The 22,132-nt window shown below is 64.7% G+C and carries 19 protein-coding genes, 1 tRNA gene and 1 pseudogene; 15 read left to right on the top strand and 6 right to left on the bottom strand.

Annotated features, from left to right (window positions below; translation table 11 throughout):
• Positions 1 to 62 precede the first annotated feature (62 nt).
• Positions 63 to 1,106: a GlxA family transcriptional regulator gene (locus BBBF_RS06970; RefSeq protein ID WP_013390155.1), complete on the bottom strand. Its 1,044-nt coding sequence runs from the start codon at positions 1,104 to 1,106 to the stop codon at positions 63 to 65.
• A gap of 139 nt (positions 1,107 to 1,245) precedes the next feature.
• Between BBBF_RS06970 and BBBF_RS06965 the strand changes: the two genes are divergently transcribed.
• The 4 genes from BBBF_RS06965 to prmC all read left to right on the top strand — a co-directional run bounded on the left by BBBF_RS06965 (position 1,246) and on the right by prmC (position 4,121).
• Positions 1,246 to 1,319: transfer RNA gene (locus BBBF_RS06965), tRNA-Ile, on the top strand.
• 101 nt (positions 1,320 to 1,420) lie between these two features.
• Positions 1,421 to 1,633, top strand: a complete 213-nt coding sequence (rpmE, locus tag BBBF_RS06960; protein ID WP_003814855.1) for a 50S ribosomal protein L31 — start codon at positions 1,421 to 1,423, stop codon at positions 1,631 to 1,633.
• A 145-nt stretch (positions 1,634 to 1,778) separates the two neighbouring features.
• The gene (gene prfA / locus BBBF_RS06955) at positions 1,779 to 2,867 is read left to right on the top strand and encodes a peptide chain release factor 1 (protein ID WP_003814857.1); all 1,089 of its coding nucleotides are present in this window, start codon (positions 1,779 to 1,781) and stop codon (positions 2,865 to 2,867) included.
• A 264-nt stretch (positions 2,868 to 3,131) separates the two neighbouring features.
• Entirely contained in the window at positions 3,132 to 4,121 is a 990-nt protein-coding gene (gene prmC, locus BBBF_RS06950; RefSeq protein ID WP_014760534.1) for a peptide chain release factor N(5)-glutamine methyltransferase, read from the top strand.
• Here prmC and BBBF_RS06945 read toward each other — a convergent pair.
• Entirely contained in the window at positions 4,064 to 4,468 is a 405-nt protein-coding gene (locus BBBF_RS06945; RefSeq protein ID WP_013363768.1) for a maltose acetyltransferase domain-containing protein, read from the bottom strand. The two genes, prmC and BBBF_RS06945, sit on opposite strands and share 58 nt — an antisense overlap.
• 289 nt (positions 4,469 to 4,757) lie before the next feature.
• Here BBBF_RS06945 and BBBF_RS06940 point away from each other — a divergent pair, with 289 nt between their 5' ends.
• The 3 genes from BBBF_RS06940 (at position 4,758) to guaB (ending at position 8,209) form a co-directional block, all read left to right on the top strand.
• Positions 4,758 to 5,417, top strand: a complete 660-nt coding sequence (locus tag BBBF_RS06940; RefSeq protein WP_003814862.1) for an L-threonylcarbamoyladenylate synthase — start codon at positions 4,758 to 4,760, stop codon at positions 5,415 to 5,417.
• The gene (locus BBBF_RS06935; RefSeq protein ID WP_021647817.1) at positions 5,414 to 6,595 is read left to right on the top strand and encodes an MraY family glycosyltransferase; all 1,182 of its coding nucleotides are present in this window, start codon (positions 5,414 to 5,416) and stop codon (positions 6,593 to 6,595) included. Before BBBF_RS06940 ends, BBBF_RS06935 begins: the two co-directional genes overlap by 4 nt.
• Before the next feature lie 69 nt (positions 6,596 to 6,664).
• A complete protein-coding gene (guaB, locus tag BBBF_RS06930) occupies positions 6,665 to 8,209 on the top strand; it encodes an IMP dehydrogenase (protein WP_033509872.1) in 1,545 nt (514 codons plus the stop codon).
• Between the two features lie 153 nt (positions 8,210 to 8,362).
• Here the strand turns inward: guaB and BBBF_RS06925 are convergent, their stop codons facing one another.
• Complete coding sequence (locus tag BBBF_RS06925) at positions 8,363 to 10,153, bottom strand: glycoside hydrolase family 13 protein (RefSeq protein ID WP_021647818.1); 1,791 nt, start codon at positions 10,151 to 10,153, stop codon at positions 8,363 to 8,365.
• A 197-nt stretch (positions 10,154 to 10,350) separates the two neighbouring features.
• Here BBBF_RS06925 and BBBF_RS10630 point away from each other — a divergent pair.
• The 5 genes and pseudogenes from BBBF_RS10630 to BBBF_RS06900 form a co-directional block, all read left to right on the top strand.
• Positions 10,351 to 10,554 (top strand): annotated as a pseudogene (locus tag BBBF_RS10630) (response regulator transcription factor); the annotation flags it as partial.
• A 71-nt stretch (positions 10,555 to 10,625) separates the two neighbouring features.
• On the top strand, positions 10,626 to 10,970 hold the full coding sequence (locus tag BBBF_RS10625) for an ATP-binding protein (protein ID WP_021647820.1): 345 nt from the start codon (positions 10,626 to 10,628) through the stop codon (positions 10,968 to 10,970).
• A gap of 28 nt (positions 10,971 to 10,998) precedes the next feature.
• Complete coding sequence (orn, locus tag BBBF_RS06910; RefSeq protein WP_003814872.1) at positions 10,999 to 11,649, top strand: oligoribonuclease; 651 nt, start codon at positions 10,999 to 11,001, stop codon at positions 11,647 to 11,649.
• 56 nt (positions 11,650 to 11,705) lie between these two features.
• Positions 11,706 to 12,557, top strand: coding sequence for a Cof-type HAD-IIB family hydrolase (locus BBBF_RS06905; protein ID WP_021647821.1), 852 nt, complete (start codon positions 11,706 to 11,708; stop codon positions 12,555 to 12,557).
• Positions 12,558 to 12,628: 71 nt separating this feature from the next.
• Complete coding sequence (locus BBBF_RS06900) at positions 12,629 to 14,041, top strand: DEAD/DEAH box helicase (protein ID WP_021647822.1); 1,413 nt, start codon at positions 12,629 to 12,631, stop codon at positions 14,039 to 14,041.
• Between the two features lie 109 nt (positions 14,042 to 14,150).
• Here the strand turns inward: BBBF_RS06900 and BBBF_RS09870 are convergent, their stop codons facing one another.
• Positions 14,151 to 14,579 carry a hypothetical protein gene (locus BBBF_RS09870; RefSeq protein WP_021647823.1) on the bottom strand — a complete coding sequence of 143 codons (429 nt, stop codon included), beginning with the start codon at positions 14,577 to 14,579 and terminating at the stop codon, positions 14,151 to 14,153.
• Positions 14,580 to 15,025: 446 nt separating this feature from the next.
• Between BBBF_RS09870 and BBBF_RS06890 the strand changes: the two genes are divergently transcribed.
• Positions 15,026 to 16,846 carry a proline--tRNA ligase gene (locus BBBF_RS06890; RefSeq protein WP_029414654.1) on the top strand — a complete coding sequence of 607 codons (1,821 nt, stop codon included), beginning with the start codon at positions 15,026 to 15,028 and terminating at the stop codon, positions 16,844 to 16,846.
• Positions 16,847 to 17,001: 155 nt separating this feature from the next.
• Here the strand turns inward: BBBF_RS06890 and BBBF_RS06885 are convergent, their stop codons facing one another.
• Positions 17,002 to 17,943, bottom strand: a complete 942-nt coding sequence (locus tag BBBF_RS06885; protein ID WP_003821436.1) for a hypothetical protein — start codon at positions 17,941 to 17,943, stop codon at positions 17,002 to 17,004.
• Between the two features lie 349 nt (positions 17,944 to 18,292).
• On the opposite strand from BBBF_RS06885, the gene BBBF_RS06880 reads away from it, so the two are divergent.
• Positions 18,293 to 18,862 carry a single-stranded DNA-binding protein gene (locus tag BBBF_RS06880; RefSeq protein WP_231855213.1) on the top strand — a complete coding sequence of 190 codons (570 nt, stop codon included), beginning with the start codon at positions 18,293 to 18,295 and terminating at the stop codon, positions 18,860 to 18,862.
• A gap of 45 nt (positions 18,863 to 18,907) precedes the next feature.
• Here the strand turns inward: BBBF_RS06880 and BBBF_RS06875 are convergent, their stop codons facing one another.
• Positions 18,908 to 20,989, bottom strand: coding sequence for a M13 family metallopeptidase (locus BBBF_RS06875; protein WP_021647828.1), 2,082 nt, complete (start codon positions 20,987 to 20,989; stop codon positions 18,908 to 18,910).
• A gap of 228 nt (positions 20,990 to 21,217) precedes the next feature.
• Between BBBF_RS06875 and BBBF_RS06870 the strand changes: the two genes are divergently transcribed.
• Positions 21,218 to 22,123 carry an HdeD family acid-resistance protein gene (locus tag BBBF_RS06870; protein WP_033509864.1) on the top strand — a complete coding sequence of 302 codons (906 nt, stop codon included), beginning with the start codon at positions 21,218 to 21,220 and terminating at the stop codon, positions 22,121 to 22,123.
• The last annotated feature ends 9 nt before the right edge of the window (positions 22,124 to 22,132 follow it).

Raw genomic sequence — 22,132 nt, 5'->3', positions numbered from 1 at the left:
GAGAAATCCGCGTCATGTGGCCGATATCCGACTCCTCATGTTCGTTTCGCCGGCCAGCGGGCTCACACGTTTTCCGTCGGACGCAATTCGGTGCGCAGAAAATCCTGACGATACCGACTCGGACTGACTCCGAACGCGGCGGAGAAATGCTTGCGCAGCGAATCCGCGTTGCGCAGTCCCGTTCTCAGTGCAATCTGCTGCATCGGCAGATCGGTGAGCTCCAGCAGTTCCTTGGCGGCGTTCAGACGCTCCGTCAGCAGCCAGGTGCTCGGCGGCACCCCCATGACCTCGCTGAACCGGCGCTGGAACGAGCGCGTGGAGGAGTGGGAGGTCTGCGCAAGCGTCGTCAGCGTCCAGTCATAACTGAGATGCTCGCGGACTCTGCGGGTCAGCGCGATGATCTCGTCACTCTGCCGGGACGGTCGCGGCAAGACGGATGGAGCGCCGTCGCTGCGCCGGGTGGCCACCGAACGGGGGTAATGCATCATCAGCATGTTCGCCTCCGCCGTCGCCAGGGACTGCCCGGCATGTTCGGCGAGTAGCGCGATGCACAGGTCGAGACAGATGCTGCCGCCGGCGGACGTCCAGATGCGCTGCTTCGCGTTGTGCGTCAGCAGACGGTCCTTCTGCACCAGCGCCTTGGGAAACTGCGCGGCCAAATCGTCGAGGAACGGCAGGTGCGTGGTGCATTCCACGCCGTCGAGCAGACCGGTCCATGCCAGCGCGAACATGCCCGTGCACATGGCCGCGATCTCCACGCCCTCGCGGTGGGACGCGACCAGCCAGTCGCGGATGGCGAGCGCGTCGGCGGGATCGGCTGTGAACAGCCGTGCCTTGGCGTCCCTGGTGCGCCTGTCGGTGGCGATCTCATGCGGGTTGGCGAAACCGGGGATGATGATCAGATCAGGTTTCTCGTGGTAGTCGCGCAGCGCGGTGGTGGCGATGGACATGCCGTGGTCGAGTGCCTTGGAGCTTGCATTCGCGATGAAGTCGATGACCGGACGGTCGGACGAGCCGTACATGACGGAATCGTCGTCGAAGATCTGGATGATGGAGATGACATCGAACGCCCACATCGTGCCGGGCAGCGGTACCGCAATGCGCATGTGCGTTCCTTTCCGCGTGTCCCGGCCCGATTGCCGGCCCTGCCGACATGATAGCCGTGGCAGACGATGGGCGGTTGGGAGGGTGTCGCAAGTCCGATGGTCTGCTATACAATAGTACGGTTGGCCTATTCGCCAACGTGGGGCTGTAGCTCAGTCGGTTAGAGCATCGGACTCATAATCCGCCGGTCCAGGGTTCAAGCCCCTGCGGCCCCACTGAAATCCATGCCTCGGCGTATACTTCCGTAGGTTCCGGTTCACGCCAGCCATCGGGGCGCGGCGACCCGGGTCCCCCGAATCCCCTAGGAGACAAAACCATGCAGCAGGGTATCCATCCTGATTATCATGCCGTTGAAGTCCTGTGCTCATGCGGCAACACCTTCGTCACTCGTTCCACCTACAAGGGCGACCACATGACGGTCGACGTGTGCTCGAAGTGCCACCCCTTCTACACCGGCAAGCAGAAGATTCTGGACACCGGTGGCCGCGTCGCTCGCTTCGAGAAGCGTTACGGCAAGAAGACCAAGTAGCGTATCTGACGCCAGTCCCGCACGGGTTGGGCGCGCTTCGGCGCACCCGCTCGGGGGACTGGCGTTTTTGTATCTGTAATGGCGTCGCGACAGCGATGATGACGCGGTGCCGACCGTTGTTACTATCCGGAAGGACAAGCCAGACATGGCAGTCGAGCAGTTCCCCGCGGCACAGACCGCGTTGGAGGAATACCAATCCATCGAACAGCAGATGGCGAGCCCCGAGGTGGTGACGAACCCCGATAAGATGCGCAAGCTGGGTCGTCGTCATGCCGAACTCGGCGCGATTGTATCCGCGTATCAGTCATACACGGCCGTGCGCGACGACCTTGAGGCCGCGCGCGAGATGGCGGGGGAGGATCCCGAATTCGCCGATGAGGCCAAGCGGCTCGAAGCCGAGCTGCCGGCGGCCGAGGAGAAGCTGCGGAACGCGCTGATCCCGCGCGACCCCGATGACGCCCGGGACGTCATCATGGAGATCAAGGCCGGTACGGGCGGCGAGGAGGCGGCGCTGTTCGCCGGCGACCTGCTGCGCATGTATCTGCGATACGCTGAGAAGCGCGGCTGGGCCGTCACCGTGCAGTCCGAGAACACCACCGAGCTCGGCGGCGTCAAGGACGTGCAGATCGCCATTCGCGCCAAGGGCACGCCCGCGCCGGAGGACGGTGTGTGGGCGAGCCTGAAATACGAGGGCGGCGTGCACCGCGTGCAGCGCATCCCCGTCACCGAATCGCAGGGCCGCATCCAGACCTCCGCGGCCGGTGTAATCGTGTTCCCCGAGGCCGACGAGGACGACGACGAGATCGAGATCGATCCGAAGGACCTGAAAATCGACATCTTCATGAGCTCCGGTCCCGGCGGACAGTCCGTGAACACCACGTACTCCGCCGTGCGCATGACGCACATCCCCACTGGCATCGTGGTGAGCATGCAGGATGAGAAGTCGCAGATCCAGAACCGCGCCGCCGCGTTGCGGGTCCTGAAATCGCGCCTGCTCGCCATGAAGCATGAGCAGGAGGCCGCCGAGGCCGCCGATATGCGCCACTCGCAGGTGCGTTCGCTCGACCGTTCCGAGCGCATCCGCACCTACAACTTCCCGGAGAACCGCATCGTCGACCACCGCACCAACTACAAGGCGTACAACCTCGACGCCGTGCTCGACGGCGACCTGCAGGCCGTGATCGACTCCGACATCCAAGCCGACGAGGCCGAGCGGCTCGCCAACCAGCAGTGACCGGCCATCGGCGGGGTCAGAGTGATGGTTCCCTGGGGAATCGCACCCCCATTGATGTCTCTGCGTCGCTAAGTGCGCGCCGAAACGACAAGTGCGCGCACTTAGGAACGGAAAATCCGTGGTTTGCGTCGCTATGTGCGCGCGTACTTCGTTTCGGCGCGCACTTAGCGACGCAACGGCGAATATGCCGGCAGACGCCCCGGTGCGAAACGCCGTGATATGAACGCCCTGAGACGATGAGCCACCAACGAGCGGAAGGACACCATGACATCCGAATCCATCCATGACGTGACAGACGTGATACGCTCCGCGGCGCGGACGCTGCATGACGCCGACATCGACACGCCCGAGCATGATGCCAAGTTGTTGCTCGCCGAGGCGTGCGGCCGCGACCTGCGCGACATAGACAAGGCGATGTTGATGGGGGAGCCTCTGGACGGCCTGCCGCACGAGCATGCGAGTTTTGATGCCCCGGATGCCGGCGACGCGAGCTCCGACAGCTCCGCCACTGCGGGCGATGCCGTCACCACGGCGCTCGCCCGATTCCACGCCATGATCGCTCGGCGGGCCGCACGTGAACCGTTGCAGTACATCACAGGCCATGCCCCGTTCCGCTACCTCGATCTGGAAGTCGGTCCGGGCGTGTTCATCCCGCGCCCGGAAACCGAGACCGTGGTGCAGGCCGGCATCGACTGGCTCACGCGCGAACGGCTGTCCACCCCGCGTATCGTGGATTTGTGCGCGGGCAGCGGCGCCATCGGACTGTCCCTGGTCACCGAGGTGCGCGGCGCGCAGGTGTGGGCGGTCGAGAAGGTGTCGCGCACCTATGACTGGACGATGCGCAACTGGCGGAGGATATCACGTCTCGACCCGCTGGCCGCCGATAATTATCATCTCGAGCTCGGCGACGCCACCAGCGGCACGACGCTGGCCCAGTTTGACGGCACCATCGACATGGTGGTCACGAATCCGCCGTACATCCCCGAAGCGCAGATCCCCGAACAGCCCGAAGTGCGCGACCATGATCCGAAGGCGGCGCTGTATGGCGGCTCCGCCGACGGCACGCTGATACCGGAGCGGATCGTGATGCGAGCGGCGGGATTGCTGCGCCCCGGCGGCGTGCTGGTGATGGAGCATGACATCTCTCAGGGGCCGCGGCTGGTCTCCTTCGCACAGGCCAACGGGTTCGGCCAGGCTTATACCGGCGACGACTGGACCGGCCGGCCCCGGTACCTGTTCGCGGTCAGATCCTGACCCAGGATCTGATGCCGTGGCCGGGCCGAGCCGGCGCCGATCACGCAGCCCTCGCCGATCGTCACGCCGCCGACCACCGTCACATTGCCGCCGAACCAGCAGTTCGACCCGATCACGATCGGCTTGCCATACTCGTAGTCGTAATACGACCCGTCAGCCGCACGCCGCACGTTGCGGTCCTGGAACCGGATCGGATGCATCGGCGGCAGCAGCTCGTCCAGTACCGCGGCTCGGCCGGCGTGGTCTCCCCGAGGCAGCGCGTTGAACCGGGTGCACAAGTCGCCTGCGCGCTCTCGCATAGCGGAGAGCTCGGGGTCGGCGGGATTGTAGAGTTTGCCGGCGAGCATTTCCTCGCGCTCGCGGGCGGATACGGTCGTGTCTCTCCGCCGTACCGTCACATGAGGCCCGTCGTCGCCGGCGCCGGCCAGCGCCAAGTCGTGGCGCAATGGTGCAATGGGAAGCCGTGTCCAGGCCGGCCCGCGCGACGCGGGGGAGAGCGAACCCGTGGCGTCGGGCCATGCACCGGCCTACCATCGGTGTGGCAGGACGTGCCATAATACTTGGATAGCGGTATTCGGATACGCGCGGCGGCATGTGACCGCCGCGATGGGCGTGATACGCGATACGGGAGGTCTGATGAGTGCGGTTCGCAAGGTGAATGAGGAATCCCTCGCCGAGGCGGCGTCGGTCATCGCAGGCGGAGGCTTGGTGGTCATTCCCACCGACACGGTGTATGGCGTGGCCTGCGACCCGCGCAACGAGGCCGCAATCGACCGCATCTATCAGGTCAAGAGCCGCCCGCGCTTCAAAGCGCTGCAGGTGCTGCTGGCATCCGTCGACCAGTTGGACGGGCTCGGGCTCGACCTGCCGTCGCCGCTGAACCGGCTGGCCGCGCAGTTCCTGCCTGGTGCGTTCTCGCCGATCGCGGTGGCCCGCGAGGACTGCACGCTCGCCACGGTCAGTGCCACCCCGCAGGGCAGGCGTACGCAGGGCATCCGCGTGCCGAATTCGGCCCTGACCCTGCGCATATTGAATGAGCTCGGTCCTCTTGCCGCGTCGAGCGCGAACCGTTCCGGCGACGAAAGCGCGCAGACGGTCGAAGAGGCCGTGCAGGCGTTCGGCGACGATGTGCAGCTGTATCTTGACGGCGGGCCGACGCAAGGCCATGTCGCCAGCACGGTGGTCGCCGCCGACCCTCATGAGCGCGACGGCATCGTCATCCTGCGAGAGGGTGTCATCCCTCAGCCCGTCGTGCGCAAGGCCGTGCACATGAACGGTGGTGGTCTGGGCGCATGAGGATATATCTGCTGATCGCCGCCATCGCAGGCGGCGTCACCTGGCTGGTCACGCCGCTGATTCGCCATGTCGCCATCCATATCGGCGCGGTCGGAGAGGTTCGTGCGCGCGACGTGCACACCATCCCGACGCCGCGCATGGGCGGACTGGGCATGCTGATCGGATTCGCGTTCGCAATGATCTACTCCAGTCGCATCGCATTCACGACCGGACTGTTCGAGAACAACAACCAGGAGTGGGTGATCCTCGCCGGCGCGGTGCTGATATGCCTGCTGGGCATGGCCGACGACCTGTGGGATCTGGACTGGATGCTGAAGATGGCCGGGCAGCTGCTGATCTCGGTGTTCGTGGCGTGGGGCGGCCTGCAGATCATATCGCTGCCGCTCGGCTCCCTGATCACCGCCAGCCCCAGTATCTCGGTGACGATCACCGCGATACTGATCGTCGCGTCGATCAACGCGGTCAATTTCGTCGACGGCCTGGACGGCCTCGCGGCGGGCATCGTCGCCATCGGCGGCGTCGCGTTCGCCGCGTACTCCTACATCATCGCGCGCAATTCGCCGTCCTACGCCTCGATGGCGACGCTGATCGACGTGGCGATGGTCGGCATCTGCATCGGGTTCATCCTGCACAACTGGCATCCGGCCAAGCTGTTCATGGGCGACTCCGGCTCGATGCTGCTCGGGTATCTCATCACCTGCGCGTCAATCGTGATGACCGGCCGTCTGGATCCGGCGTCGATTCATGCCAGCGTGTACCTGCTGGTGTTCATGCCGATCCTGCTGCCGATCCTGGTGCTGTTCCTGCCAGTGCTGGACATGTGTCTGGCGATCGTGCGCCGACTCAGCCACGGGCAGTCGCCGATGCACCCGGACCGTATGCATCTGCACCACCGCATGCTGCGCATCGGCCACACCGTGCAGGGAGCGGTGCTGATTCTGTGGGGGTGGGCGGCTCTGATCGCGGTCGGCTCGATCATGACGTTGTTCTTCAAGGTCCATTATGTGCTCATCGGCTTCGTCATCGCCGTGGTGTTGCTGACGGTGGCGACGATGTACCCGTATCTGAAGCGTCGCCTGCCGGAGATCGCCGCGGAGAACCAGTCGTATGCATCCGCGCGGCGACGGGCACGTCATTCGTTTGACGAAAGCGGTGACGGGAAAAAACGGCGCCCGTGACCTGCCGATGATGATGGTCGAGACCATGTTCGTGTCGCATTCGTCGCATTACGCTCATATAGTGAATGCATGGCTACAAATTCTGAAGCGAATATGCAATCCTATGCTCCTGTCCCCCCGATTTTCTCCAAGCTGGGCCTCGCGTATGACGATGTGCTGCTGCTGCCGAACGAGACGGACGTGATTCCCTCCGAAGTCGACACCACCACTCATCTGACCCGTGAGATCACCATGAAGGTTCCGGCGATCTCCGCGGCGATGGATACCGTCACCGAATCCGAGATGGCCATCGCCATGGCCCGCAACGGCGGTATCGGTGTGCTGCACCGCAACCTGTCGATCGACGACCAAGCGGCCCAGGTCGATGTGGTCAAGCGCTCCGAGTCCGGTATGATCACCGACCCGCTGACCGTCAACCCGGACGTCACGCTCGCCGACCTCGACAAGCTGTGCGGCAAGTTCCACATCTCCGGCCTGCCGGTCGTTGACGAGGAGAACCGCCTCGTCGGCATCATCACCAACCGCGACATGCGCTTCATCCCGTCCGAAGACTACGACCATCTCAAGGTCAAGGACGTGATGACCAAGGAGAACCTCATCACTGGTCCGGCGAACATCTCCAAGGATGACGCCCACCGTCTGCTCGCCCAGCACAAGGTCGAGAAGCTGCCGCTGATCGACGACAACGGCAAGCTCGCCGGCCTGATCACCGTCAAGGACTTCGTCAAGACCGAGCAGTACCCGGACGCCACCAAGGACGAGCAGGGACGTCTGCGCGTGGCCGCCGGCATCGGCTTCCTCGGCGACGCCTGGCAGCGCGCCTCCGCTCTGATGGAGGCCGGCGTCGATGTGCTCGTCGTCGACACCGCCAACGGCGAGGCCCGTCTGGCGCTCGACATGATCAGCCGCATCAAGCGCGACCCCGCCTTCCGCGGCGTGCAGGTCATCGGCGGCAACATCGCCACCCGTTCCGGCGCCCAGGCCATGATCGACGCGGGCGTCGACGCCGTCAAGATCGGTGTCGGCCCCGGCTCCATCTGCACCACCCGCGTGGTCGCCGGTGTCGGCGTCCCGCAGCTCACCGCCGTCTATGACGCCGCCCAGGCATGCAAGGCCGCCGGCGTGCCGTGCATCGCCGACGGTGGCATCCACTACTCCGGAGACATCGCCAAGGCGCTCGTCGCCGGTGCCAACACCGTCATGCTCGGCGGCACGCTGGCCGGCTGCGAGGAGGCTCCGGGCGAGAAGGTCCTGCTGCACGGCAAGCAGTACAAGCTGTACCGCGGCATGGGCTCGCTGGGTGCCATGGCCCCGCGCGGCAAGAAGTCCTACTCCAAGGACCGTTACTTCCAGGCCGACGTCACCTCCAACGACAAGGTCGTTCCGGAAGGCGTCGAGGGCGAGGTGCCGTACCGCGGGCCGCTGAACGCCGTGCTGTACCAGCTGATCGGCGGCCTGCACCAGTCCATGTTCTATGTGGGCGCGCACAACATCGCCGAACTGCAGGAGAAGGGCCGCTTCATTCGCATCACCGACGCCGGCCTGCGCGAGTCGCATCCGCACGACATCGTGATGACCACCGAAGCGCCGAACTACACCGGCTTCCACAACTGATAGGCCGATGCCGATCGGTTCATAGGATTCGGCTCATATGAATATGATGGCGGGCTCCCCTCACGATTTGCGAGGGGAGCCCGTCATCTTGCATATAGGCCCGACCGCGTCGAATCGGCTCCGCCGCCCGCGTCGTGGCGGGCGCGGGCAGGCCTACCGCAGCCGCATCCAGACGGACGTATCCTGCGGCAGCCGGCCGTCATCGGTGAGCGGCGCGGACGAGAGCAGCACCTCGCCGTTGGGCAGCGAAACCGGTGTGGCGCCGAAATTCGTCAGATTCGCCCAACCGTTGGCACGACGGTAGGCGATCACGCCGCCGGGCTGGCCGTCGGCGCCGTCGCGCATGCCGATCGGACGGTTCTCGGGAAGCAACGTGCAACTGGTGTCCGGAGTCTGCATCTCGTGACGCAGCCGCAGCACGCGACGATAGAAGTTCAGCATGGAGCCGTCGTCGGCGTCCTGGATGTCCATGGCGAAATCCTTGAACCACGCGGGCTGCGGGAGGTGTGGTTCGGCGTCACTGACGGCAGGGGAGAACCCGAACGAGCCGGCATGGACGCGCCTCTTGTCGGACGTGTACGTCTCGGGCACGTCGGACGCGACCCAGGGCAGCGGCACGCGGCAGCCGTCACGGCCCTTGGTGGACTGCGCCCGCGAGGTGCGCAGGCCGGAGGGATCCTCGATGCGGTCCCATGGAATATCCGCCACCTCGAACAGGCCCAGCTCCTCGCCCTGATACACGTAGGCCGAGCCGGGCAGCGCCATTTCGAGCATCAGTGCGGCGCGTGCCCGCAATGCGCCGGCCTGGCGATCCTCGATATAGGTGGTGCCGTCACGCAGCAGCCAGTCGTTGGCGATCTGATGGTATTCGCCGGTCGGCACTTGCGGCAGCGCGTAACGCGTGGCGTGGCGCGGTACATCATGGTTGCTCATCACCCAGGTGGACGTCGAGCCCGACATCTCGGCGCACGCCAGCCCCTCGTCGATGGCTTTGCTCATCGCGTTGAAGGTCCAATCCGCCTTGGCGAACTCGAAGTTGAACACCTGCCCCAGTTCATCCGGTGACGCGTACAGGTACTGGCGTTCCGGCCGGACCCATGCCTCGGCGACCGCGAAGCGCGGGGGATCGTAGCGGTTGAACACCTCTCGGCGCCACTCACGGTAGATGTCGTGCACCTCGTCGCGGTCGAGCACTGGGTGGGATCCGTCCGCGGGCATGTCGTTCGTGCTCATCACCACGTAGTCGTCGAGGTCGTCGCGGTCGAGGTCCTTGGCGAGCCCGTGCGCCACATCGATGCGGAACCCGTCCACGCCGTGATCGCACCAGAAACGCAGCGTCTCAAGGAAATCGGCGCGCACGTCCGGGTTCTTCCAGTTCCAGTCGGGCTGCTCCTTGGCGAACATGTGCAGGTACCATTGGCCGTCGTCCACGCGCGTCCATGCCGGACCTCCGAAATGGTTCTGCCAGCGGGTCGGCGGCTCGTCGCCGTTCGGGCCCTTGCCGTCGCGGAAGATGTACCGGTCGCGCGCAGGGGAGCCGGGGCCGTCCGCCAGCGCCTGACGGAACCAGGGGTGCAGGTGGGAGCTGTGGTTGGGCACGATGTCCACCACCACTTTGATGTCTGCCGCATGCGCGGCGGCGGCCAGCCGGTCGAAGTCGTCCATCGAGCCGAGCTTCGGATCCACGTCACGGTAGTCGGCCACGTCGTAGCCGCCGTCCGCGAGTTCGCTCGGGTAGAAGGGCGACAGCCAGATCGCGTCGACGCCCAGCTGCCGCAGATAGGGGATCCGCCCGGTGATGCCATTGATGTCGCCCAGACCGGAGCCGGTGGTGTCCTGGAAGCTGCGCGGGTAGACCTGGTAGACCACGGCTTGCCGCCACCACAGTGCCGGGTCGGTCTCGGCGTCGTGCCGCGTCGTGATAGATTGCGTTTCCTCTGCCATGTAGTCCTCCTGGCCGTATGCATGTACCGCTGCCGTTCCTGCACTGCCGTAATGGCGCGCGGCCGGCCGCGTCCCGAATGTCCAAGATTATATCCGTCCCGTTTCCCCCGAAACGGCGGGTCATGTCGTGCCGCGACACCAAGCTTCCGTCGTGCCCGCGTGTCTTCTTAGCGGCGCTTTAGCGGGGTCCCAATTGGATAGGGCAAGAGCATGACGCGCTGATCGTCGACCGCCGGCTGCCAGACGGCGACGGGCTGGATTTGATTCGCACCCTGCGCGGCTCCGGCGTCACTACACCCGCGCTGATGCTGACCGCGCTCGCGCAGGTGGACGACATCGTGGAAGGGCTGGACTGCGGCGCGAACGACTACTTGACCAAGCCGTTCCACTTCATTGAACTGCAGGACCGGTTGCGCGCGCTGCTGCGGGGGTTCAACGCCCAGACGGCCAGCGTGGTGGTGGGCGACTGGGCGTGCTCAAGCCGCACTCCGGCATCATCAAGGATCCGGACGGCAGGGCCGTGTTGCTCGGGTGTGCGCGTCATCGCAAATGGGCGCAGATCCGCGTGTCCGACCATGGGCCGGTCATCGGCGGCGATCCCGAACGACTGTTCCGCCGCTTCGCCCGGGACGATGACGGCACCGCGCACCAAGGGTACGAGCTCGGCCTCGCGCTCGCCCGTGACGTGGCGAACCGGTATGGGGGGGGGCTCGGTCGCGGTGGAGTCCTCGTCCCCGTCCGGCACTACGATGCTGCTCTCTTTCCCGCTGGCCTGACGGTGCGTCCCCGGTCTGCTATAGCCTGTAACGTTCCCTAGGAAAACACAGCAGGAAAGGCGGCTTGCGATGGTCGACAGCCATGATGCGGAAACGTACAGCGCGAAGGATTCGCGCCTGATCTGGATTGATTGCGAGATGACGGGACTTGACATCTTCGGTGGCGACGAGCTCGTCGAAGTGTCCGTGGTCCCGACCGATTTCGACCTCAACGTGTTGGACGAAGGCGTGGACTACGTCATCAAGCCGTCCGACGCCGCCGTCGCGCACATGAACGACTTCGTGCGCGCCATGCACACCCGTTCCGGGCTCATCAACGAATGGGAGCACGGCCTGAGCCTCGAAGAGGCGGAACGCAAGGTCACCGAATACGTGCTGCGGTTCACGCCGGACGGAGTCAGGCCGCTGCTCGCGGGCAACACCATCGGCTCCGACAAAAAATTCCTCGACCATTACATGCCGGGTCTCATGAGCCATCTGCACTACCGCAGCGTGGACGTGAGCACGCTGAAGGAGCTCGCGCGCCGCTGGTACCCCGCGGTGTATGAGAACCGCCCCGCCAAGAACGGCGGGCACCGCGCCCTCGCCGACATCATCGAGTCGCTGGACGAGCTTCGCTACTACCGTCAGGCGTTCATGGCGCCGGCTCCCGGCCCGAACGAGGCCGAGTCGAAGGCCATCGCCGACCAGATCGTCGCCACCAGCCTGCTGAATAAGTAGCCGGCCGGTCTCGAAAAACAGAAAACGTCACGCACACGACTGAGAGGAACGACACCATGACCTCGAACGATTGGACCGCCATCTGCGACAAGCCGCACGACATCCGCCTGATCGTGGCGGACATGGATGGCACGCTGCTGGACGGCGACAGCAACATCCCCGATGACTTCTGGCCGCTGCTCGACGAGCTGCACGCCAAGGGTGTCGAGTTCGTGCCGGCTTCCGGCCGCCAGCTCGCCACGCTGCGCTCCATGTTCGCGGACCGCGTCGATGGCGCCATGTCGTATATCGCGGAGAACGGCAACGTCGTGGTCGCCGACGACAACGTCATCGACGTGCACGGGGTGAGCTGGGACATCACGCGTACGCTGATCGATCTGGTGGACGCCGCGGTGGCGTCGGGCTCGCATGACATCGGACTCGTGATATGCGGTCTGAACACGGCGTACATCCAGCGGCAGGACAGGCCGTTCGTCGAGGAATGCTCCAAATACTACAAGGCGCTGCGCATCGTGGACGACCTGCACGAGGTGCTGGAGACCGAGGACGAAACCGTGCTGAAACTGGCGATCTTCGATTTCGGCGACGCGCAAGGCATGGCCGCGGACCTGCTGGGCGATGTGGAACGCACCCATCAGGTGGTGGTATCCGGAGCGCACTGGGTCGATATCATGAATCCCGGAACCGACAAGCGGCAGGGTGTCGTCGCGCTGCAGCGGCATCTCGGCGTCACGCCCGCGCAGACGGCGGTGTTCGGCGACTATCTCAACGATTTGCAGATGCTCGACGCCGGCGAATGGTCGTTCGCCATGGCCAACGCGCATCCGGATCTGAAACGCGCGGCGCGGTACATCGCGCCGGCCAACACCGAGCACGGCGTGCTGCAGGTGGTCCGCCGGCTGGTCTGAGCCCGCAGGCGAGCGATGTCATACGCCAGGGCGCGCGGATCGTGCGTGATGCATGAGCTTAAGGAGGGCATATGCGGCAGTCTGAGGCGCTCGCGATTCTGAACGCCGGCGCGAACGTGTTCCTGACGGGTGCGCCCGGCGCAGGAAAGACGTACGTGCTGAACGAGTTCATCCGGCAGGCGCGCGCAGACGGCGCGAACGTGGCCGTCACCGCGTCAACGGGCATCGCCGCCACGCATATCGACGGCCAGACCATCCACTCGTGGAGCGGCGTCGGACTCGCCAACGTGCTGACGCCAAATCTGCTGAAGACCATCAAGACCCGTCGTCGGCGCAAGATACAGGCGGCCGACGTGCTCATCATCGACGAGGTGTCGATGATGCACGCTTGGCTGTTCGACATGGTCGATCAGGTGTGCCGTGAAGTGCGGCATGATCCTCGGCCGTTCGGCGGATTGCAAGTGGTACTGTCCGGCGACTTCTTCCAGCTGCCGCCGGTCTCCGTGTCCGGGCGCGACCGCGACGTGCTGCCGCCCGGCCCGGATTTCGTGGCGTCCCGCGAACGGTACGCGAAGGCCGGACTCAATCCGGAAGGATTCGTCACCGAATCGCTGGTGTGGGGTGAACTCGCGCCGGTCATCTGCTATCTGACCGAGCAGCATCGTCAGGACGACGGCCGGCTGCTGCACGTGCTCACCGACATCCGCGCCGGATGCGTGGATCAGGATGACCGTGACGCGCTCGTCACGCGGCTCGGTGTGACACCGAAGCCGGGCGAGGTGGCGGTCCACCTGTTCCCCGTCAACCGGCAGGCCGATAATCTCAACGATTCCAGGCTCGCGCGGATAGGCGAGGAGCCGCACGAGTTCCATGCCGAGCAGATGGGGCCGGCCCACCTGGTCGAACGGCTCAAGCGCAACATGCTGGCGCCGGAGTGCCTCGTGCTCAAGACCGGTGCCGCCGTCATGGCACTGCGCAACGACGCCGACCACCAGTATGTCAACGGTTCGCTCGGTACCGTGCGCGGCTTCGCCAACGAGAACAAGGGCGGTTGGCCCATCGTGGAATTCGAGAACGGCAACATCGTCACGATGAAGCAGGCCACGTGGGAGATGATGGACGGCGACACGGTGATGGCGTCCGTGGCGCAGGTGCCGTTGCGATGCGCATGGGCGATCACCATCCACAAGTCGCAGGGGATGACCCTCGACCGGGCGGTGATGGATCTGAGCCGCACGTTCGCGCCCGGCATGGGATATGTGGCGCTCTCGCGTGTGGAACGCATGGGCGGATTGTATCTTGCCGGCGTCAACGAGCGCATGTTCGCGGTTTCGGCGGATGCAGTGATGCTCGACGGCGATTTGCGCGGCAGGTCACAGGCCGCCAGCGCGCGGCTGGGCGACGAGGGCGTGGCTGCGTTCCGGCCGCAAACGCCTCCCGAGGACGAGCCTGCTGGCGAATTCGAACAAGCCGAGCTGTTCTAGTGGTAGCTGCTTTCGGATATGGGACTGTTATTGGGCGGAGGAAGGCATCAATCCCGCGAAAGTCCCATTTGAGATGGTGCTGATGGGACTTTCGCCGGGTAGCGGTGCGCTAGCGCAGCTGTGAGATGCGTTTTCCGAGCGATTGCACCGATTTGAGGCTTGCCTCGTAGCGCGCGGCGGCACCGAATATCCAGCGCAGGTTGCGGGTCGCGCTGTCGGCCATCGGATGGCATGTACGCAGCCATGCGGTGGCGGCCAATGCCGGCAGCAGCACATATGCGGCAATCGCCACGAGGTTTTTCTCAACCATGCGATTGCTGAAATCGGCGATCGCGATGACGGTAAGGCTCAAAGCGCTGATGAAGGCGACGATGATGCGCTCGGCGACATATTGCCCGGGCCGATAAGACAGGCGGCTCCCGCGAGCATAGTGAAGACAGCCGCGCTGACGGCTTCGGACATGTATCTCGGCAGCGTCGGCAGGTCGCACAGCAGCATCAGCGACACGGGCAAAGAGAAAGAGGCGTACAGGGACCATGCGCGCAACGGTTGACGGCCTTTCTGATGAACCGCCCGCAGTGCTATCGTCACGCAGCCCAGACCGAACAGCACCGCGCCGGGCGGCAATGAGCAGAACAAGCCCGGTACCGTGCCGGGTGGCACGTCGGGTGATGGCTCGTCTTCCGCCAAGCCGGGCGCGAACACGGGCGTAGTTGCCGGGGAGGCAAGATGTCCGCGGCCGATTCTCTGACCCATACCGGTATCGACATGTCGCTGGTGACCGTCCTGGCGATGGCCATGCTGGCGGCCGGCATTACCCTCGAACGGCTGCGCCGGATGACGCGATAAGAGCGGCACGGCCGCGAGGCCAATACGAAGGCCGCTCGCTCGGTGAGCTCCGGGTGGGTGGCCTTTTTCAATACTGCGGGTTTGCCGAACTGAACCGGGCCCGCAATGTCCCCGAACGCGAATACCTTGGAACCCATGAGTTCCAAAGCACTTCGAATGTCCACCATGTTCCTGCGCACGCTGCGCGAGGATCCCGCCGACGCCGACACCGATTCGGCGAAACTGCTGCTGCGCGCCGGCTATGTGCGCAAGGCGGCTCCCGGTATCTGGACCTGGCTGCCGCTGGGTCTGAAGGTCCTCAACAAGATCGAGGCCATCGTCCGCGAGGAGATCGACGGCATCGGCGCCCAGGAGGTCCACTTCCCGGCGCTGCTGCCGCGCGAGCCGTATGAGGCCACCCACCGCTGGGAGGAATACGGCGAGAACCTGTTCCGTCTGAAGGACCGTCACGAGGCCGACTACCTGCTCGCCCCCACGCATGAGGAAATGTTCACGCTGCTGGTCAAGGATATGTACTCCTCGTACAAGGACCTGCCGGTCACGCTCTACCAGATCCAGACCAAGTACCGCGACGAGTTCCGCCCGCGCGCGGGCCTGATCCGCGGCCGCGAGTTCATCATGAAGGACGCTTACTCGTTCACCATCGACGAGGAGGGCATGAAGAAGGCGTACTACGACGAGCGCGGCGCCTACGAGCGCATCTTCCAGCGTCTCGACCTGAAGTACGTGCCCGTGTTCGCGATGTCCGGCCCGATGGGTGGTTCCGCGTCCGAGGAGTTCCTGGCTCCCATGGCGATTGGTGAGGACACGTTCGCGCTGGCGCCCTCCGGCAAGGCGTGGAACGTCGAGGCGCTGACCACCCCAGAGCTGCCGGCCGTGGACAGCTCCGCCGTGCCCGCGATGGAAAGCCGTGAAACCCCGGATTCCAAGACCATCGAGGATCTGGTCGCCACCGCCAACCGTCTGTACCCGCGTGAGGACGGCCGCGAATGGACTGCCGCCGACACGTTGAAGACCGTGGCCGTGACTGTGCTGCACCCCGAGGACGATGATCATGAGGGGCCGTGGCGCGAGGTCATCGCCGTGGCGCTGCCCGGTGACCGTCAGGTCGATATGAAGCGTCTTGAGGCGCAGTTCGCGCCCGCCGAGCTGGAGGAATCCACCGAGGACGATCTCAAGGCCCATCCCGAGATGGTGGCCGGCTACATGGGGCCGATGGTCTTCGGCAAGCAGGGCGAGGCCGCGGGCGTCGCCGAACCGGTGCGCTTCTTCATCGACGCGCACGTGGCTGAGGGCACTGAGTGGATCATCGGCGGCGACGAGGCGGGCAAGCACCGTTTCCACGCCGTGTACGGCCGTGATTTCAAGGCCGACGGCACCGTCGAGGCGGTCGAGGTGCGTCATGGCGACATGAGCCCGGATGGTTCCGGCCCGCTGAGCTTCGAGCGCGGCGTGGAGATTGGCCAGGTGTTCCAGCTTGGCCTCAAGTACTCCAAGGCGCTTGACCTCAAGGTGCTCGACCAGAACGGCAAGACTGTGCCCGTGTGGATGGGCTGCTACGGCATCGGTGTCTCCCGCGTGCTCGCCTGCATCGCTGAGACGCATCATGACGAGCGCGGTCTGGCATGGCCGGCCGTCATCGCGCCCGCCCAGGTGCACGTCGTCGCCACCGGCAAGGATGCGGCGGCGTTCGACGCGGCCGAGAAGCTGGTCGCAGAACTGGAGGAGCGCGGCATCGAGGTCATCTACGACGACCGCAAGAAGGTCTCCCCGGGCGTCAAGTTCAAGGACGCCGAGCTGATCGGCGTGCCGCTGATTGCAGTCGCCGGCCGTGACACCGTGAATAACGGAACAATCGAGATCCGCAACCGTGACAGCTCCGATTCCGTCGCCGTGCCGGTCGCCGACGCTGCGCAGACGCTGGCGTCGCGTCTGGACACGCTGCTCGGCAAGTAGTCCGGCTGCTTCTCCTGATCGCTCGAAGTGGGGGGTCTTTCATGCGAAAGACCCCCCACTTCTGCGTTTTATTCCTTCTTCACCCAGCGAAAGTCCCGTTTACGCATGCTCGGATGGGACTTTCGCAGGATGGGGGCCCGACTGGCGCATGTCTGTCACCATGAGGTGAGGGCGGTGGCGGCTAGCATCGGCACGAATATCAGGTCCAATGCCAGGAAGCTGCCCGCGACGCACTGCCATGAAGCATCACGTTGTTCCGCGACGCAGCGGCGTATCGACTTCATTTCTCCGGGAATCCATGCGATCAGCGTCAGGAACGCCAATACCGCCAGCAGGATGTTGGTCTGCTTGTTGCGCAGAAATGCAAGCACTATGCAGATTGCTATGAGCAATGCGACGAATCCCAGGCAGGATAAGACGTACGCGATGATGCGCAGACGATTCATCGCCGTGCCGTTCTGCCTTGCGCTGCTCGCCCCAGTGACAGCGGCCATGATTACGGCAAGCGTCAGGGCGATGCCGGCGGTGATGAGACCGGGAATCCATGTCTGCGGTGAGCTGGAGACATACAGCTGCTCTGCTGCGCGGCCGGTGGTCGAATCGGTCAGTCCCGGCACATGCGGACCGAACGTCAGAAACATGGCGAAGTGTCCGATGGAAGCGCCCAATGCGCTGATGATGAATTGCAGGACGAGAACATTGGCGATGGCGACGATCCAGGGCCGATTGTTGAAGACGCCGCCCAATATCCATAACACGACGCCCCCGGGGCCAAACAGCACGGGCAGAACCGCGATCGGCCACCAGTCGCCCGCCAGGGTGATGCCGAACATGTGCAGATACCATTCCCCCATCCGCGCGCTGTCACGGGTCTGGAATGTATACCATGCCTGTATGGCGGTGAACGCCGCGAACAGTGCCAGCCAGGCGACCGTCCACCATACGGCCCGGTGCATCGAGAACGCTTTGCGGGGATTCCTCGGCATACTCAGGCCGATGAATATGGACAGGAAACTGGTGGGGAAGCCGGTGTCGTGGAATTCGGTTTCCCCGTCGGCGGTGACACGGGTCTGTCGCATCCATGGCGGTTTGCCCATGAATTCTCCTTGCTGTTCGTCTGCGATACCGAACCCAGCATAGCCGGTCATGAATGAGCCGGGGCATTGACGGCGTGATTGTGGATAACCGGTTTTCTATCCACATGCTGTCCACAACACGCCAAAGGGGTAGCCTTCGACCACATTGTCCGAAAACCATGTGATGCCGGCGGGAAATCTGCGATAGTGAGTACACCGCCGAAGGGGGGATCGGCGGTCCAACGTCAGTACAGGGAAGGAAAGGAGGCCGACATGGCCATACAACAGGGGACGGTGACCATCACCGGGTTCGTCATCGATGCCGGTGCCGTTCGGGCGCAGCGGGGGAATCGAGGGATGCTCGTTTCGGATGGGCAGCACGCGGCGGTACCGGGATGGCGGAACCGGCGAATGGCGCAACCTGCCGACCACATGGATTACCGTGAAGGCGTTCAGGACGCTCGCGTCCAACGCTCGCATGTCATTGCACGTGGGGGAGGCGGCGATCGTGACCGGTGTGCTCAGCACGGAGGAATGGACGACCCAGAACGATGAGAGGCGCTCCCGCATCGTTGTGGAGGCCACCAATATCGGCCACGACATCAATTACGGGGTGTCGGAACTGAAGAAGTTCCAGAAATCGGATCGTGACGCCCCGGCGCAGGGGAACGGCACGCCGGCGAATCCCGGCCTGCCGCCATCGCCGGGCGGCGGCACGGCAACGGCGGACACGGGACAGCAGGCGGATGCGCGCCCGGTGCATCCAACGCCGGTGACGTTCGATAATCTGGGCGAAGAAACCCCGACCAATAATCCGCAGGCCTCACAGACGCAGGAGACCTCACAGGCGCAGGAGTTCGGTTCGGGATTCGCCGAATCGCCGCTCGATGAGTCGACGACCGGGGACATGCGGCCGGCGGGAGAAGCCGAATTCCGATGATCTGCCGGCAGGCAGGTGCGGTTCAGCCTGCCTGCCGGCAACGGATTACCAGATGCGTACGCGCTTATCGGGGTCGAGCCACATGGCGCTGTCGGGCGTCACATCAAACGCACGGTAGAACAGGTCCACGTTGCGCACGATGCCGTTCGTGCGGCATTCGGCGGGGGAGTGCGGGTCGATCTGCAGGTATTTCTCGGCGAGCTCGTCACGGTTCTTCGAGCGCCAGATCGAGGCGTAGCTCAGGAAGAAACGCTGCAGGCCGGTCCATCCGTCCATCACCGGGGCCGCGGACAGCGACTCCTCGATAGCCTTCGCGGAGCCGTCCTTGTCGCGTCCCGCGGCCTCGTCGAGCGCGAACGCGTAGGCCTTCAGCGCGATGTTCACGCCGCCGAGGTCGCCGATGTTCTCGCCGATGGTCAGCGCTCCGTTGACGTGCGGCGCCTTGTCCGGCTCGTCGGCGTACTTCTCGTCCAGCTGTGTAGGCACGAAGGCGTTGTACTGCTCGATGAGCGCCTTCGTGCGCTTTTCGAAGTTGGCCTTGTCGTCGGCCGTCCACCAGTCGTTGAGCACGCCGTCACCGTCGTACTGTGCGCCCTGGTCGTCGAAGCCGTGGCCGATCTCGTGACCGATCACCGCGCCGATGCCGCCGTAGTTCGCGGCGTCCTCGGCATCCGGGTTGAAGAAAGGAGGCTGCAGAATGGCCGCCGGGAACACGATGACGTTCATGCTCGGCTCGTAGTAGGCGTTCACGGTCTGCGGGTTCATCAGCCACTCGCCCTTGTCGACCGGCTTGCCGGCCTTGGACAGCTGGAAGCCCCACTCGTAGAGCGCCGCGGCCTGCATGTTCGCCACCAGGCCGGCGTCAGCATGCACGTCGAACGCGGTGTAGTCGCGCCAACGCTCGGTGTAGCCGATCATCGGCGTGAACTTCGACAGCTTCTCCAGCGCCTTGGCCTTGGTCTCCTCGCCGAGCCAGTCGCTGTTGGTGATCGACACGCGGTAGGCGTCGATCAGGTTGCCGACCAGCTGCCCCATACGCTGCTTGGAGCTTTCGGGGAAGTGACGCTTGACGTATTCGCGGCCGACGTCCTCGCCGCAAACGCCGTTGACCAGGGAGACACCGCGACGCCAGCGGTCGCGCTGCTGGGTGGTGCCGGACAGCACTTTGCCGTAGAAGTCGAAGTTGGCGGCGTCGTAGTCGTGGCTGAGCAGGCTCGCGGTGCCGATGATGACGTGCACGCGAGCCCACAGCTTGAGGTCGTCAAGGTCAGCGTTGTTCCAGAAGGCGTCGAAGCCCTTGAGGAAGCTGGGCTCGTGGACGATGGTGTGCTGCAGCGCGGCCGTCAGGTCCACCGGCTGGGTCTTCGCCGCCGGCGTGGCGTCGTAGGCGCCCTGCCAGGCGTCGGCCCACGCCGCGATGTCGAAGTGGGCCAATTCGTCGCTCAGCGTGGCGAAATCGGTCGGGTTGTAGGTCTTCTGCGAGTCGCGCGTGGCGACGTTGTCCCAGTGGTTCGCGGCGATGCGGGTCTCGACATCGAGGAAGCGGCCCGCCTGTGCGCGGGTGGTCTCCTCGTCGCCGTAGCCGGCCAGACGCAGCTGCTTGGCGACCATGTCGACGTAGGCTTCGCGGATCGGGGTGTAGTGGTCCTCGCGGTAGTAGGCTTCGTCGGGCAGGCCGATGCCGGACTGTTCGAGGTGCACGACGTTCGTGTCGGGGTTCTTGGGGTCGCCGAATACGGCGATGTCGAAGACGTCCGGCCCCATGTCGATGGGCTTGAGGGCTCCGATGGTGCGGGTCAGCGCCGCCTTGTCGGCGGCGTGGTCGATGGCGTCGAGGGCGGGCCTGATCGGCGTGGCACCGGCCGCCTCGATGGCGTCGGTGTCCATGAACGAGCGGTACAGCGCCTGCGACTTGGCTGCGGGGCAGTCCTCGTCCTCCAGGATGTCGCGGATCTGGCTCTCGGCGTCTTCCGCGAGCTTGTCGAAGGAACCGTAGCGCGCCTTGTCGTCAGGCAGCCGGTACGTGTCGATCCAAGGGCCGTTGACGAAACGGAACAGATCGTCGGATGGTTTGATAACAGAGGAAAAAGCGGCCGTATCGAGGCCGGACGTCAAATCTGTGGTCATGGTCTCATACTATCCGGGTTCGGTGACGTTCCTTCTGACCTTCCGCGGCCCGTCTTTTCCCATAGCGAACGACACGCAAGGTATTGGACGGAACGGCGGGTTGTGTTGATGGCATGAATTGGACAACTTGTCTAGAATATGGTGGTGACGGTGACGATATCGAAGTGGCCCGCTTCGGATGCCCGCACACGGTTGACGGCAGGCCGCATGAACGGTGAAGGAGTCATGATGAGCACATACGATGGCGGGCCTTTCCCGCACAGCGACGGACATGGCGACAACGGGCGCGGTGACGGCGGACAGCCCGGCGGGAACGAACAGACCGGCCGTGCCGGAGAGCCGGAATACGGAGCCTACGCGCCTCAAGGCCAGCCTGCGGGTCGGCAATACCCGTACGGGGGAGCGCCGCAGGACGGCGCCTCATCCGGCCAATACCAGACGCAGCCAGATGTCGCATCCGACCAGCCAGGCCGCCCGTACGGCCAGCCCTACGCCTACCAGCCTCCGTTCGGCCAACAGCAGCCCGGCCAGCAGCAAGGGCAGGGCGGCTGGGAGGACTTCAGCCCGTTCCGGCTGATCGAGGAGATGCTGCCGCAGAAGGCGAAGAACGCGATCCGCGGCCTGTACGGCATCATCGGCGTCGCGGCGATCGTGCTCGGCGTCGCGCTGCTGATCTGGCCCGGCAAGACGCTCGGCGTCGCGGCCGTCGCACTCGGCATCTACTTCGTGGTCTCCGGCGTGATCCGCATCGTCAGCGCCATCGTCACATTGGGACTGCCGGCCGGATGGCGCATCCTGGACATCCTCATCGGCATAATGCTGTCGGTCGGCGGCGTACTCATGCTGAAGAACGCGGCCCTGTCCGGACAGGCGCTCGCAGTGTTCATCACGATGGTGGTTGGCCTCGGCTGGATGATGGAAGGCGTGATGGCGCTCGCCGAATCATGGCGCCTGCCGAGCTCCGGCTGGGCGGTGCTGTACGCGATCATCTCGATTATCGCCGGTCTCGTCGTACTGGTCTCGCCGGTCTCGTCGATGCTGTTCCTGGTGATTTTCTGCGGATGTGCGCTGATCGTCATGGGTGTTTCCTCGATGGTCCGCGCGTTCAAGTTCGGCCGTCCGAGGCGTAAGTAACCCCCGCAC

The sequence above is a fragment of the Bifidobacterium bifidum ATCC 29521 = JCM 1255 = DSM 20456 genome, from assembly GCF_001025135.1.
Classification (GTDB): Bacteria; Actinomycetota; Actinomycetes; order Actinomycetales; family Bifidobacteriaceae; genus Bifidobacterium; species Bifidobacterium bifidum.
Note: the sequence above shows the minus strand (reverse complement) of the source record. Positions and strands in the feature narration are given on the sequence as shown.

Excerpts from the sequence above, each read along its gene's own strand:
- BBBF_RS06900 (WP_021647822.1), top strand. The coding sequence starts at position 12,629 with ATGCGGCAGTCTGAGGCGCTCGCGATTCTGAACGCCGGCGCGAACGTG.
- BBBF_RS06870 (WP_033509864.1), top strand. The coding sequence starts at position 21,218 with ATGAGCACATACGATGGCGGGCCTTTCCCGCACAGCGACGGACATGGC.
- prfA (WP_003814857.1), top strand. The coding sequence starts at position 1,779 with ATGGCAGTCGAGCAGTTCCCCGCGGCACAGACCGCGTTGGAGGAATAC.
- BBBF_RS06885 (WP_003821436.1), bottom strand. The coding sequence starts at position 17,943 with ATGGGCAAACCGCCATGGATGCGACAGACCCGTGTCACCGCCGACGGG.
- BBBF_RS06875 (WP_021647828.1), bottom strand. The coding sequence starts at position 20,989 with ATGACCACAGATTTGACGTCCGGCCTCGATACGGCCGCTTTTTCCTCT.
- BBBF_RS06890 (WP_029414654.1), top strand. The coding sequence starts at position 15,026 with ATGAGTTCCAAAGCACTTCGAATGTCCACCATGTTCCTGCGCACGCTG.
- BBBF_RS06880 (WP_231855213.1), top strand. The coding sequence starts at position 18,293 with ATGGGCAGCACGCGGCGGTACCGGGATGGCGGAACCGGCGAATGGCGC.
- guaB (WP_033509872.1), top strand. The coding sequence starts at position 6,665 with ATGGCTACAAATTCTGAAGCGAATATGCAATCCTATGCTCCTGTCCCC.
- orn (WP_003814872.1), top strand. The coding sequence starts at position 10,999 with ATGGTCGACAGCCATGATGCGGAAACGTACAGCGCGAAGGATTCGCGC.
- BBBF_RS06970 (WP_013390155.1), bottom strand. The coding sequence starts at position 1,106 with ATGCGCATTGCGGTACCGCTGCCCGGCACGATGTGGGCGTTCGATGTC.
- BBBF_RS09870 (WP_021647823.1), bottom strand. The coding sequence starts at position 14,579 with ATGGTCCCTGTACGCCTCTTTCTCTTTGCCCGTGTCGCTGATGCTGCT.
- BBBF_RS06925 (WP_021647818.1), bottom strand. The coding sequence starts at position 10,153 with ATGGCAGAGGAAACGCAATCTATCACGACGCGGCACGACGCCGAGACC.
- BBBF_RS06935 (WP_021647817.1), top strand. The coding sequence starts at position 5,414 with ATGAGGATATATCTGCTGATCGCCGCCATCGCAGGCGGCGTCACCTGG.
- BBBF_RS06945 (WP_013363768.1), bottom strand. The coding sequence starts at position 4,468 with ATGCTCGCCGGCAAACTCTACAATCCCGCCGACCCCGAGCTCTCCGCT.
- prmC (WP_014760534.1), top strand. The coding sequence starts at position 3,132 with ATGACATCCGAATCCATCCATGACGTGACAGACGTGATACGCTCCGCG.
- BBBF_RS06940 (WP_003814862.1), top strand. The coding sequence starts at position 4,758 with ATGAGTGCGGTTCGCAAGGTGAATGAGGAATCCCTCGCCGAGGCGGCG.
- BBBF_RS06905 (WP_021647821.1), top strand. The coding sequence starts at position 11,706 with ATGACCTCGAACGATTGGACCGCCATCTGCGACAAGCCGCACGACATC.
- rpmE (WP_003814855.1), top strand. The coding sequence starts at position 1,421 with ATGCAGCAGGGTATCCATCCTGATTATCATGCCGTTGAAGTCCTGTGC.